Below are 12,705 nucleotides of genomic sequence, written 5' to 3' on the forward strand. Positions count from 1 at the left end.
TGAGTCGATGTGCGTGGTGGGGTGCCGCAGGTGCGGCTCACGACAGGGTCAATAGGAGAACGGCCATCCTTTCCAGTAGTTGCGTACCCGAGTCCAGATCCCGAAGAGCCCGCGTGGCTCGAAGATCAGGAAGACGATGATCAAGACGCCATAGAGGATCGCCTCGAGCTGGAAGACCGACAGGAGTCCGCTGGAGCCCGAAGACTCGCTGATGAAGGGCAGGATATGGGCGATTTCTCCGGAGATGCGTCCGAGCAGGCTGATGAAGAGCGCGCCCATGATCGATCCGGAGATCGTGGCGACGCCACCGATCAGGATCATGGCGAGGTACTGGATGCTCAGTAGGAGACCGAACGCGCTGGGCTCGAACACCCCGACGACGGCGTAGTAGAGAGCTCCCGTCACACCGGCGAAGAACGAGGACATCGCGAATGCCATGACCTTGTACTTCGTGAGGTCGACCCCCACGACGGCGGCGGCGACATCGCGATCGCGGATCGCCGAGAACGCCCGCCCGACGCCGGATCGGGCGATGTTGCGTCCCAGAATGGCGAAGACGATCAGGAAGACCAGGGCCATCAGGAACTGACGCTGCTCGCGGGCCAGGTCAAGACCCAGCACGATTCCGCTGTCGTTCATGTCGATGCCGAAGATCATCAGGTCGGGCCCGCGTCGACCGACCCCCGGTCCGCCGGTCAGTGTGCGTGCTTCACGAAAGATGTGGTCGCCGAGGAAGACCAGACCCAGGGTGACGATCGCGAGGTAGAGCCCACGCAGGCGTACGGCGATCGGGCCGACGAGCAGTCCGGCCAGAGCCGCGACGACTCCCGCAGCGGGGAGCCACACGTAGATGGGCAGGCCGTAGCCGGTGACTGCGGCATCTGTGTCGCCACCCAGCACTGCGCCTGTGTAGGCGCCGATCCCGATGAAGAAGGCGTGGCCGAGGGACACCTGGCCGGCATAGCCGGTGACGAGGTTGAGTCCGATCGCGCCGACGGCGGAGATCATGCCGAGGGTCAGCACGAGCAGCAGGTCGTCGGTCACCACGAACGGGATGAGGAACGACACCACGATGATCGCGATCGTCGAGCGTTTCTTGGCGGGGGTGTCCAGGAGCGCCATGTCCTGGGCGTAGCTCGTGCGGATGAGGGGCCGTCCGCGCAGACGGGTGCTCATACTCGCTCCACCTCCTTGGTGCCGAATAGTCCGTATGGTTTGACCAGCAGCACCACGAACATCAGCGCATAGGGAGCGACGAGCGCGAAGTTGGCGCCCAGCCACGGTGCGACGTCCGGCTGGAACGTCGCGGTGAGCGCCTCCACGATCCCGACGGCAAGGCCACCGACGACCGCGCCGGGTACTGAGTCGAGACCGCCGATGATGATGGCCGGCAGGGCCTTGAGCGCGATGACCCAGCTGGTCTGCTCGATGCCCGCGTTGCCGGCTGCGACGAACGTTCCTGCGATCGCCGCGAGTCCACCCGCGATGGCCCAGGCGAGAGCGAAGACCGCACCGACTCGGATGCCCTGCGCGAGCGCGGTCTCCTGGTCGAAGGCCGTGGCCCGCATCGCGAGTCCGGTGCGTGAGTAGCGGAAGAACAGGGCCAGCGCCACGACCGTGACCGCTGTGACGGCGATGAGCCCGAGTCGCTGGTGCGAGATCGAGACTCCACCGAGGCGGAAGCGTTCGCCGCCGTTCGGGTACTCGACGATCTTGGACTGCACGCCGATGTAGCGGTTGGCGATGATGCGCAGCACGATGTCGACGCCGATCGTGATGATCGCGAGCGTGAACACCGGCTTGCCGAGCATGGGTCGCAACGCGACCCGCTCCACGATCATGCCGACGGCCGCGCCACAGGCGATGGCCAGCAGCATGCCGATCCAGAACGGCAGGCCGAGCACGGAGGTGAAGTGATAGGCGAACAATCCGCCCACGACCATCAGCGCCGGCTGGGCGAAGGAGATGACGCGCGTCGCCTTGTAGATCATGACGTAGCCCAGGGCGAGCAGCGCGTAGATGGAGCCCTGGCCGAACCCGTTGACGACAGCCTGCAGGAACTCGGTCATCGGCCCGCTCCCGCGTACATGCCTTCGATGTCGTCGGAGAACTGCGCCGTGATGGCGGAGCGCTTGACCTTCTGGGTGGCAGTGAGCTCGCCCTGCTCGTGGTCGAGCTCCTTGGGCAGCAGCCGGAACGCCTTGATGGTCTCGACGGACGCGAACTGGACGTTGGTCTCGTCGACGATGCTCTGCACCAGCTCGATCACCTCCGGCTTGCCCGTCAGGTCTCGATAGGTCGTGAACGACAGGCGCCGTTTCTGCGCCCAGTCCCCGACGGTGTCCAGCTCGATGCCGATCAGGGCCGTCAGGTAGCTGCGCCGGTCACCGATGACGATGGCCTCCTTGATGAAGGGCGAGGCCTTGAGTCGATTTTCGATCTCGCTGGGAGAAATGTTCTTGCCTCCGGCAGTGATGATGATGTCCTTGAGCCGATCGGTGATCTTGAGGTGCGTGCCGTCGACCCACTCGCCGACGTCGCCGGTGTGCAGCCAGCCGTCCGCGTCGATAGCGGCGGCCGTCGCCTCGGGGTTGTTCCAGTAGCCGGCGAACGTGCCGGCGTGCCGGGTGAGGATCTCGCCCGTCTCGTCGATCCGTAGCTCCGTGCCGGGCTGGATCTCGCCAACGGTGCCCACTCGCACTCGCCCGCGCATGTTGGCCGTCGCGATCGCGCTGTTCTCGGTCATGCCGTAGACCTCGAACATCGGGAGCCCGATCCCCATGAAGAACTCGAGCACCTCCGGCGAGATCGGCGCAGCTCCCGAGGCCGCGTAGCGGACCTTCGACAGGCCGAGTCGCTCACGTAGCGGGCGGTAGAGCATGACCCACCCGATGCCGTACGCGATCCGGGTCGCGACAGAGTGGCGTCCCTGCCGGGCGACGAGCGTGCGCCCGATCCAGCGTGCGAGCCTCATCCACACCGCGAAATTGGCGCGCTTGATGCGGGAGGCACCGCTCATGCGGATGTGCACGCTGGCGACGAGCTTCTCCCAGATGCGGGGGACGCCGAACAGCAGCGTCGGCTGGACCTCGCGCAGGTTCTGCGGCACGGTGTCGATCGACTCGGCGAAGAAGACCTGGGTGCCGACCCCGGCGTTGAACCACGTCGTGAAGACGCGTTCGGCCACATGGCACAGCGGGAGGTAGGAGACGAGGAGGTCCTTCTCGCCGGCCGGCGGATCCACGAAGGCACCTTGGTTCTGGAGCGTCTCGAGGACGAACTCGACGTTGCCCATCGTCAGCATCGCGCCCTTGGGGGGGCCGGTGGTGCCCGAGGTGTAGACCAACGTGGCCAGGTCGCTGGACTCCACGGCGTCCAAGCGTGACCCGAGGGCCTCGGGATGCGCCGAGCGATGCTGCTCACCGATCTTGATGAAGGAGTCCCACGACATCAGACGGGGGTCGTCATAGCTGCCGACGATGCCGCGGGGCTCGAGATAGACCAGGTGCTGGAGGTCGGGCAGGTCACCGATGACGTCCAGGGCCTTGTCCAGCTGCTCCTGGTCCTCGACGACGAGCAGCCGGGCACCGGAGTCGAACAGCACGTGGTGGACCTCCGGCGCCGGATTGGTCGGGTAGAGACCCACGGTCGCGGCCCGGGCGGCGGTGATGCCGATGTCGCAGAAGAGCCATTCCCGCCGGTTCTCGCTGTGGACGGCGATCCGGTCACCGGGCTCGATGCCGAGCGACAGGAGCGCGTTCCCGACGAGGGATGCTGCGTCCCAGTAGCCCGCCCAGGTCACCGGCTCCCAGAGGCCGTGGTACTTCTCGTGCATCGCCGTGCCGTCGGGGTGGGTCGTCGCGCGGGCCCTGATGCGCTGCGGCAGGGAGGTCTGAACTGTGCTCATGCGTCCTCCTCGGTGTCGTCGGCGGTGCCGAGGTAGGCGCGGATGACCTCGGGGTGGGCCTGCACCTCAGCGGGCCGCCCGGTCGTGATGGGTCGGCCGAAGTCCATGGCCATGACCCGGTCGGCCAGGTCCATCACGAGTCCCATGTCGTGCTCGACGAGGATCATCGGGATCCCGAGCTCACTACGGATGTCGAGGATGAACCGAGCCATGTCCTCGGTCTCCTCGCCGTTCATGCCGGCAACCGGCTCGTCGAGCAGCAGGAGCCGTGGCTCCATCGCCAAAGCCCGTCCCAGCTCGATGCGTTTCTGGATGCCGTACGGGAGCAGGCCGACCGGCATGCGCCGGTAGGTCTCGATCTCGAGGAAGTCGATGATCTCCTCGACGCGGCGACGGTTGCGGATCTCCGCGGCGCGAGCGCGTCCGACCCAGGCGACCGCCGACGGCCAGCCGTAGCCGACGTGGTGGTGACGTCCCAGCATCAGGTTGTCAACCACGTCGAGGTTCTCGAACAGCTCGATGTTCTGGAAGGTGCGCGCCATGCCGAGGCCAGCGATGACGTGCGGTCGGCGACCCAGGAGGTTCTCACCGAGGAACGTGACGTTGCCGACCTGCGGCCGGTATACCCCCGAGAGGACGTTGAAGATCGAGGTCTTGCCGGCACCGTTGGGTCCGATGATCGCGAACAGCTCGTTCTCGGCGACGTCGAAGCTCACACCGCTCAGGGCCTTGACCCCGGAGAAGTTGAGGTCGACGTCGGTGACCGAGACCACAGGCTTGCTGCCTGCGCGTGAATCCGCGCGGCCGGCCTCCGGGGGGGGGGCGCGGTTGTCGTCCTGTGCGTGATCGATGCTCATGAGAGCCACCTCTTGCGTCGCTTGTAGTGCTTGACGTCCCGATATGACGTCGCGGCGTCCCCTCGCCCGAGGTAGAAGTCGCGAATGTCGTCGTCCTCGAGCAGCTCTGCGGCCGGCTTGTCCATCACGACCTTGCCGTGCTCCAGGACGTATCCGTGCTGGGCGATCGAGAGCGCCATCGTCGCGTTCTGCTCGACGAGCAGCACCGTCGTGCCGCGGGAGTTGATCTCGACGATGATCTCCTTGATCTGCTGGACGATCTTGGGGGCGAGCCCCAGGCTCGGCTCGTCCAGCAGGAGGTAGGTGGGCTGGGCGACGAGGGCCCGGCCCATCGCGAGCATCTGCTGCTCCCCGCCGGACAGGTAGCCCGCGGTGCGCTTGCGTCGCTCACGCAGGACGGGGAACAGCTCGTAGATCTCCTCGATGCCCTCGGCGAGGCCGCTGGAGCGGGTGTGGCCACCGACGCGGAGGTTCTCCTCGACCGTGAACTCGCTGAAGACGCGCCGGCCCTCGAGGACCTGGCCGAGTCCTGCGGCGACGATGCGGGGTGCGCGCCACGTGTGGATCGGGGTCTCGTCGAGCAGCACCTGGCCCTTGGTGATCTTGCCGCCGTGGACGTCGAGCAGGCCGGTCAGCGCGCGGAGCAGTGTGGTCTTGCCGGCTCCGTTCGCACCTAGCAGGGCGACGATCGATCCCTTCGGCACATCGAGGCTCACGCCGCGAAGGACCTGGATGACCTCGTTGTAGACGACTTCCAGGTTCCTTACCTGCAGCATGTGCCCCCCGCTCGATGTGACGTAGGCGGGACTGTACGCGTGATCCAGGTCACATGAGCATGGGGGTGGCTATCGTCGAGGGCGACGAGGTCCGGGGGGCGCGGTGTGATGCACGTCTCCAAATACATGCACCTACAGTGTAGGTTGATCGCGTCGAGGTCAACACCTGATCGCGATTGATGTTTCGGCGGGCAGGGGGTGGACCGGGTGACGGATGGGCGCAAGCACAACACCGACGGACGGATCGCGCGCGGCGAACGGACCCGGGAGTCCATCGTGGCCGCGCACACCGCGCTGCTGCGTGAGGGAGTGCTCAAGCCGACCGGCAAGGTCATCGCAGACCGGGCCGGCATCTCCCTGCGGACGCTGTGGCTCAACTTCAAGGACCTCGAGGCTCTGCTGGTCGAGACGACCGGCTACTGGCTCGCACTCGACGAGGAGCTACGCACCAAGATCGATTCCGGCCAGTCGCAGGCGCGGAGGATCAAGGCCTATTGCCGGATGCGGGCGTCCCGTCTGGAGAACATCGCGCCGGCGGCCCGTTCGGCGCGCCTGGGTGAGCCGTTCTCCGAGGCGTTGCGGGCCAGCCGCCGCCAGCACGTCGACCGGGTCGTGGCCGATGTCGAGGCGGTCTTCGCGACGGAGCTCAGCGCTGCCGGAGATCGCCGTGACTTCCTGCGCGCGGCTCTGGTCGTCACCTCGAGCTGGCCCACCTGGGCGATGGTGCGGGACGACCTGGGCCTTTCCGCGGTCGACGCGGAGGACTTCATGCGTAAGTCGATCGGCGTCCTGCTGCAGGCATGACGAAGGGCCGGCTCCTCACGGAACCGGCCCTCCAGAGTCGTGCTTGCGTCAGTGCCTAGCGCTCGACTTCTCCGCGGATGTACTTCTCCAGCATCTCGCGACCGAGGTCGTCGGGACGCTGCTCCGGGGGGGACTTCATCAGGTACGACGAGGCCGACAGCAGTGCGCCGCCGATGCCGCGGTCCTTGGCGATCTTCGCCGCACGGATCGCGTCGATGATGATGCCGGCCGAGTTGGGCGAGTCCCAGACCTCGAGCTTGTACTCGAGGTTGAGTGGGACGTCTCCGAACGCGCGACCCTCGAGGCGGACGTACGCCCACTTGCGGTCGTCGAGCCACTGGACGTAGTCGCTCGGGCCGATGTGCACGTTCTTGGCACCGAGGTCGTGGTCGATGTTCGACGTCACGGCCTGGGTCTTGGAGATCTTCTTGGACTCAAGACGATCACGCTCGAGCATGTTCTTGAAGTCCATGTTGCCGCCGACGTTGAGCTGGTACGTCCGGTCGAGGACGACGCCGCGGTCCTGGAACAGCTTGGCCATCACGCGGTGCGTGATGGTGGCGCCGACCTGGCTCTTGATGTCGTCGCCAATTATCGCGACGCCGGCGTCCTCGAACTTCTTGGCCCACTCGGGGTCGGAGGCGATGAAGACGGGCAGCGCGTTGACGAACGCGACCTTCGAGTCGATCGCGCACTGCGCGTAGAACTTGTCGGCCTCTTCGGACCCAACCGGGAGGTAGGAGACCAGGACGTCGGCCTTGGTGTCCTTGAGGACCTGCGCGACGTCGACCGCCGGAGCGTCCGACTCCTCGATCGTCTCGCGGTAGTACTTGCCGAGCCCGTCGAGCGTGTTGCCCTTCTGGACGATGATGCCGGTCGGCGCGACGTCGGCGATCTTGATGGTGTTGTTCTCGCTGGCCTGGGTCGCTTCGGAGAGGTCGAAGCCGACCTTCTTGGCGTCGACGTCGAACGCGGCAACGAACTCGATGTCGTTGACGTGGTACTCGCCGAACTTGACGTGCATGAGCCCGGGGACGTTGCCCTCGGGGTCAGCGTCCTTGTAGTACTCGACGCCCTGGATCAGAGACGTGGCGCAGTTGCCCACACCCACAATTGCTACGCGTATCGAACCCATGGGTTCTCCTTCATTCTCGTGTCACTTCTCGGTGGTGTTGTTGTCTGTACTGGTCGTGCTGTCCTGCTCGTCGGGATAGCCGCCCGACCTTTCGCGGTCGATCAACTCGGTCAACCACTTCACTTCACGCTCGACGGACTCCAGACCGTGCCGTTGCAGCTCCAATGTGTAGGAGTCGACCCGGTCCCGCTTGCGCTGACCTGCCTGGCGAACGTTGTCGAGGCGTTCCTCGAGCCGGCTTCTACGCCCCTCCAGGATGCGAACCCTCGAGGCGGCGTCGGTGCGCGCGAAGAACGCGAACCGGACGCCGAACGTCTCGTCGTCCCACGTCGAGGGACCGGAGTCCTCGAGTGCCTGGGCAAAGTGTTCCTTGCCTTCGGCTGTGAGCTGGTAGACGATCTTTGCCCGACGTCCCCGTGCCTCGGGGTCCTCGGTCTCGTCGGCCACGATGTAGCCGGACTTGCCGAGAGCCTTGAGGCACGGATAGAGCGTGCCGTAGGACAGGACGCGACCCCAGCCAAGCAGGGCGTTGACCTGCTTGCGCAGCTCGTAGCCGTGCATCGGGGCATCGTGGAGCAGTCCGAGGACTGCTACCTCGAGTGCCGCGCCGCGTCGTGTCATCTGACCTGTCCTGACAAAGTATGCCGTTTGTTCGTATATCGGAACGATACATCGAATCGGTGTATCGGTAATACCCCCGCCCTCGTGACGCGCGACACGGAGCGCAGTTCGATTAACCAATACTCAGGTAGGTTCGGCACACTTGGACGTTGGAGGATCCGATCCCGGGATCCCGATGGAGGTATACGGACCCTTGGCAACTCAGCGCAGGAAGCCCTCGCGCGCGAAAGCGCAGCGCAACGGACGACTCAGGACACTCGCCCGCAAGATCGGTGGCAACGGTCCATGGTGGCTCGGGACCATCAGGTGGTTCGCCTTCCTCGGCGTGCTCGGGCTCCTGTCCGGTGCGGCCACGTTCTTCATCCTGTATCGGGCGATCTCGATCCCGGATGCCAACGCGGCCTTCCAGACGCAGACGACCAAGGTCTACTACTCCGACGGCAAGCACCAGCTCGGCACCTTCGCCCAGCAGGACCGCGAGAGCATCACGATCTCGGACATCCCGGCCTCGATGCAGGCCGCAGCGATCGCCGCCGAGGACCGCACGTTCTACACCAACCGCGGGATCGACATCAAGGGAATCATCCGGGCGGCGCGCAACAACGCGACGAGCGGCACGATCCAGGGTGGCGGCTCGACGATCACCCAGCAGTACGTCAAGATCCTGTACCTCACACAGGAGCGCTCCTACAGCCGCAAGGTCAAGGAAGCGATCCTGTCGATCAAGATCCACAACCAGCTGGAGAAGAAGGACATCCTCGAGGGCTACCTCAACACGATCTACTTCGGCAACGGCGCCTACGGCGTCGAGGTCGCCTCCAAGACGTACTTCGACAAGCCTGCCTCCGAGCTCGACTACGCCGAGTCAGCGGTGCTCGCGACGATCATCAACAGCCCCACCTACTACGACCCGTACGCCGAGGGCGCCGAGGACCGGATCGGGCCGCGCTTCCGCTACGTCCTGGCCGGCATGGTCAAGTCCGGTGCGATCACGGCCGACGAGTCCGCGAAGTACAGCGACAAGCTGCCGAAGTTTGCCAAGAAGCGGGACATCAACAAGTTCAGCGGCTCCAAGGGCTACCTCCTCGATCTGGTCAAGCGCCAGATGGACGACCTGGAGTTCGACGCCCAGCAGGTCGACGGCGGCGGTCTCCGGATCGTGACGACGTTCAACTACGACCGTCAGAAGGCCGCGGTCAAGGCGGTCAAGGACCTCCGGCCGAGTGGCGCCGAGGAGCTGCACCAGTCGCTCGTGTCGGTCAAGCCCGGGACGGGTGCAGTGCAGGCGATGTACGCCGGCCGGGACTACGTCGACAACCAGTTCAACTGGGCGACCAATGGCACGCAGCCCGGATCGACGTTCAAGGCGTTCGCCGTCGTCGCCGCGCTCGAGGACGGCTACAGCCTCAAGACCAAGCTCAACGGATCGTCGCCCCTGATCATCGATGGCAAGCAGGTCACGGAGAACCAGGGTGACAGCGGCGGTCAGTCCTTCGGCTCGGTCCCACTGGAGGTTGCGGCGCAGAAGTCGATCAACACCGCCTTCGTCGATCTGATGGACCAGATGACCGATGGGCCGACCAAGACCCTCGATGCCGCGGTCCAGGCGGGTGTGCCCGCCTCGATCGTGGACAAGATCAAGGACCAGGCCGGCGGTCCTCCGTTGGTGACTCCGCTGGGCTACTTCCCGGTGCCACCGGTCGACATGGCCAACGCCTACGCGACACTCGCCGCGGGCGGCAAGCGCGCCGACTGGTACGTCATCCAGACGGTCAAGGACGACCGCGGCAAGACCCTGCACAAGCACAAGAACAAGAGTGAGCAGACGATCCCCGAGGATGTCGCCGCCGACACCATCTCGGCGATGCAGAAGGTCGTCAACTCCGGCGCGGCCGGCACCGGTTCGCGGGCGCGGACTGTCTGCCCGACGGCCGGCAAGACCGGCACGGCCACGGCCGGCGCCGACAATGACCAGCATGTGTCGTCGTCGTGGTTCGCGGGCTACACGCCGAAGCTCGCCACCGTCGTGATGTACAACCGGGGCAAGTTCGGCAACGGTGACCTCGAGGGCTACATGCTGCCAACCTTCTACGGCGGCGGGATCCCGGCGCAGACCTTCCAGGCGTACATGAATGCCGCGCTGCAGGGCACCGACTGCGGCTCGTTCCCGACGCCGGCCAACCTCAAGAGTGACAAGGGCACGGTCTACAAGCCGCCGCCGCCCAAGTGCAGCAAGAGCCAGGAGCTCAACGACGCGAAGACCAAGTGCGTCGCCAAGCCGACGCCGACGCCGACGCCGACGCCGACTCCGACTCCGACTCCGACTCCGACTCCGACTCCGACTGCGACGACTGAGCCGGCTCCGAAGCCGAAACCCGGCGGAATTCTGGGCGGTTAGCGCAGGTTGACGGCGTCGAACGTCGCGGTGGTGAATCGCACCGCGACGTCGACGCGGTCACCGACCTGCGGGGCACGCGCGTTCGCCGGCAGGAAGATCATGCTGGCCTGCATGTGTGGTGGTTCGGCGAACCATCGCTGTTTGCCATCGATCGTGAACGGTGACAACGAGAAGCCGGCCGCCTCGAGTCCGCCCTTGGCCAGCGATTTGCCGCGCTGGACGACGCCAGCAGTCGCCTTGGGCGCCTCGAGTGCGATGCCGTGGCTCGTGCCACCGGAGATGACCAGCAGGAAGCCGTCGCGCGGCATGGGCCGCTGGCGATAGCCGACGCGTTCGCCGCGGGCGACCAGATGGGTGTCCAGGACCGTCGCGCGCACCGACAGGGCGCCCAGGTCGCCGAGCCACAGTGACGTGCCGATCCGGGGACGGACGTCGAGGTTGGGGCGACGCTCACACAGGATCGTGAGCTCTGCCGGGGTCAGGTGCGAGACGTAGAACGTCGTCGTCTCGACCTGCGACGCCTCGAGGGCAGCGGCCCACCGCTCGGCCTCACCGAGATTGCTGCCTGCCATCGGTAGGTGGATCGCGAATCCCTCGACCCGGAGGTCGCCGAGCGCGGCGACGGCGGCGGCCAGCTCGTGCCGGTCCAGACCATGCCGGGACATCGAGGTCTCGCCCTCGACCAGCACACGCGAGCCCGATCCGGCGCCGGCGGACAGGGCAGCGATGTCCTCGACCCGACCAACGGTGTGGATGACCCGGTCGTCGAGCACGACATCGGTGAAGAACGGCCGCCACGGGGTCAGCACCATGACATCGCCACCGAAGGCGGCAAGCGCGGCGGGCACCTCGGCGTACGTGCCGACCGCGATGGTGTCGAGGCCCAGCTCGGTGGACTCGACGGCGAGCCGGTCACGTCCGAAGCCGTAGCCGTTGCCCTTGATGACCGGGACGATGCCGGGCGTGTGCTCGACCAGGGCGCGAAGCCCACGGCGCCAGCGTTCAGCGTCGACTTCCAGATCGAAGGCCACCGTCATCGCCTCTTCAGATATGTGGTGAAGCCGAGATACAGCGCGCGGTTGAGCGGCAGATCCCACTCACCGAGATACTCGACGGCTTCACCGCCGGTGCCGACCTTGAACTGGATCAGGCCGACGTGCGGGTCGTCGGGGTCCAGCGTCTCGGTGATGCCGCGCATGTCGTACGCCGAGGCGCCGGCCTCTCGCGCGTCCCGGATCATCTGCCACTGGATGGCGTTCGACCCGCGGACGTCGCGCTTCTCGGTGGTCGACGCGCCGTAGGAGTACCAGGCGTGGGAACCGACCCGGACCATCGTCGTCGCGGCGACGAGATCACCGTCGTGACGCGCCAGGTAGAGCAGCAGCCGATCGGGTTCCTCGGCGGTGAGCGCGTCCCACATGCGCTCGAAGTACGGCAGCGGACGCGGGGTGAAGTGATCGCGCTCGGCGGTCTCTGAGTAGACCCGGTGGAAGTCGGCGAGATCGGCGCGGGACCCGCGGGTCACCTCGACGCCCGCCTTGGCGGCCTTCTTGATGTTGCGGCGCCACTGCTGGTTCATGCCGGCGAGGAGGTCCTGCTCGTCCCGGCCGGACAGGGGGATCTGGAAGTTGAACTTGGGCTGGCCGGCGGAGAAGCCGCCCTCCGTGCCGATCTCCTTCCAACCCAGCCGCCCCAGCGCCGCGGCGACCTCGAGTGCCTCGCTGTCGCTCTCGTCGGCGGGGACGGCGGACAGCGTCGTCAGCACGGGATCGGCGATCGCCTGCTTGATCGTGGCGGCGTGCCAGCGGCGGGTCACGACCGGTGGGCCCATGCGGATGCCGAAGGCACCCTGACTCTTGAGGTGCGCCGCGAGCGGGGTGAGCCAGCGGGCGAGGTCGCCGTCGGTCCAGTCGATGTCCGGGCCCTCGGGAAGGTAGGCCAGATAACGCTTTAGCCGGGGCAGTTGGCGGTAGAGCACCAGTGCGGCACCCACGAGCGTGACGCCGTCGAACCAGCCGATCGACTCGCCGCGCCACTCGTTCTTGACTGTCGCCCACGCAGGGGTCTGCAGGAAGCTCACGGAGGGCCGACTTCGCACGAAGGCGAGGTGTTCCGGTGTGCTGATGGGCCGGACCACGAGTGCTGACATCACCAGGTCACGCTACCAACCGGCGGCGAGTCCATGCCGCTCGCGAGGCGCGGCCGCT

11 protein-coding genes are annotated in these 12,705 nt (G+C 66.3%); 2 read left to right on the forward strand and 9 right to left on the reverse strand.

The window, feature by feature from the left end:
* Nucleotides 1–48: 48 nt before the first annotated feature.
* From C6I20_RS15605 to C6I20_RS15625, 5 genes are read right to left on the reverse strand one after another with little or no spacing between them, the layout of a single operon-like run.
* Nucleotides 49–1,176, reverse strand: coding sequence for a branched-chain amino acid ABC transporter permease (locus C6I20_RS15605; protein ID WP_118397739.1), 1,128 nt, complete (start codon nucleotides 1,174–1,176; stop codon nucleotides 49–51).
* The gene (locus C6I20_RS15610; protein WP_118397742.1) at nucleotides 1,173–2,069 is read right to left on the reverse strand and encodes a branched-chain amino acid ABC transporter permease; all 897 of its coding nucleotides are present in this window, start codon (nucleotides 2,067–2,069) and stop codon (nucleotides 1,173–1,175) included. Before C6I20_RS15610 ends, C6I20_RS15605 begins: the two co-directional genes overlap by 4 nt.
* The gene (locus C6I20_RS15615) at nucleotides 2,066–3,907 is read right to left on the reverse strand and encodes a long-chain fatty acid--CoA ligase (RefSeq protein ID WP_118397745.1); all 1,842 of its coding nucleotides are present in this window, start codon (nucleotides 3,905–3,907) and stop codon (nucleotides 2,066–2,068) included. The genes C6I20_RS15610 and C6I20_RS15615 overlap by 4 nt, the downstream gene beginning before the upstream one ends.
* Nucleotides 3,904–4,764, reverse strand: a complete 861-nt coding sequence (locus C6I20_RS15620) for an ABC transporter ATP-binding protein (RefSeq protein WP_118397748.1) — start codon at nucleotides 4,762–4,764, stop codon at nucleotides 3,904–3,906. The genes C6I20_RS15615 and C6I20_RS15620 overlap by 4 nt, the downstream gene beginning before the upstream one ends.
* On the reverse strand, nucleotides 4,761–5,540 hold the full coding sequence (locus C6I20_RS15625; protein WP_118397751.1) for an ABC transporter ATP-binding protein: 780 nt from the start codon (nucleotides 5,538–5,540) through the stop codon (nucleotides 4,761–4,763). Before C6I20_RS15625 ends, C6I20_RS15620 begins: the two co-directional genes overlap by 4 nt.
* Nucleotides 5,541–5,747: 207 nt before the next feature.
* On the opposite strand from C6I20_RS15625, the gene C6I20_RS15630 reads away from it, so the two are divergent.
* Nucleotides 5,748–6,344, forward strand: coding sequence for a TetR/AcrR family transcriptional regulator (locus C6I20_RS15630; RefSeq protein WP_162891372.1), 597 nt, complete (start codon nucleotides 5,748–5,750; stop codon nucleotides 6,342–6,344).
* Between the two features lie 55 nt (nucleotides 6,345–6,399).
* Here C6I20_RS15630 and C6I20_RS15635 read toward each other — a convergent pair whose 3' ends face one another.
* Nucleotides 6,400–7,479 (reverse strand): inositol-3-phosphate synthase, encoded by a 1,080-nt coding sequence (locus C6I20_RS15635; protein WP_118397757.1) that lies wholly within the window; start codon nucleotides 7,477–7,479, stop codon nucleotides 6,400–6,402.
* A 21-nt stretch (nucleotides 7,480–7,500) separates the two neighbouring features.
* Nucleotides 7,501–8,100, reverse strand: a complete 600-nt coding sequence (locus C6I20_RS15640; protein ID WP_118397759.1) for a PadR family transcriptional regulator — start codon at nucleotides 8,098–8,100, stop codon at nucleotides 7,501–7,503.
* A gap of 175 nt (nucleotides 8,101–8,275) precedes the next feature.
* Here C6I20_RS15640 and C6I20_RS15645 point away from each other — a divergent pair, with 175 nt between their 5' ends.
* Nucleotides 8,276–10,498: a transglycosylase domain-containing protein gene (locus tag C6I20_RS15645; RefSeq protein ID WP_118397762.1), complete on the forward strand. Its 2,223-nt coding sequence runs from the start codon at nucleotides 8,276–8,278 to the stop codon at nucleotides 10,496–10,498.
* Here C6I20_RS15645 and C6I20_RS15650 read toward each other — a convergent pair.
* Both C6I20_RS15650 and C6I20_RS15655 read right to left on the reverse strand, forming a co-directional pair.
* Nucleotides 10,495–11,529, reverse strand: coding sequence for an alanine racemase (locus C6I20_RS15650; protein ID WP_118397765.1), 1,035 nt, complete (start codon nucleotides 11,527–11,529; stop codon nucleotides 10,495–10,497). The genes C6I20_RS15645 and C6I20_RS15650 overlap by 4 nt on opposite strands.
* Nucleotides 11,530–11,531: 2 nt before the next feature.
* Entirely contained in the window at nucleotides 11,532–12,647 is a 1,116-nt protein-coding gene (locus C6I20_RS15655) for a peptidoglycan bridge formation glycyltransferase FemA/FemB family protein (protein ID WP_118397768.1), read from the reverse strand.
* Nucleotides 12,648–12,705 lie beyond the last annotated feature (58 nt).

Origin of the sequence: Aeromicrobium sp. A1-2, from assembly GCF_003443875.1 — a bacterium.
Taxonomy (GTDB): domain Bacteria; phylum Actinomycetota; class Actinomycetes; order Propionibacteriales; family Nocardioidaceae; genus Aeromicrobium.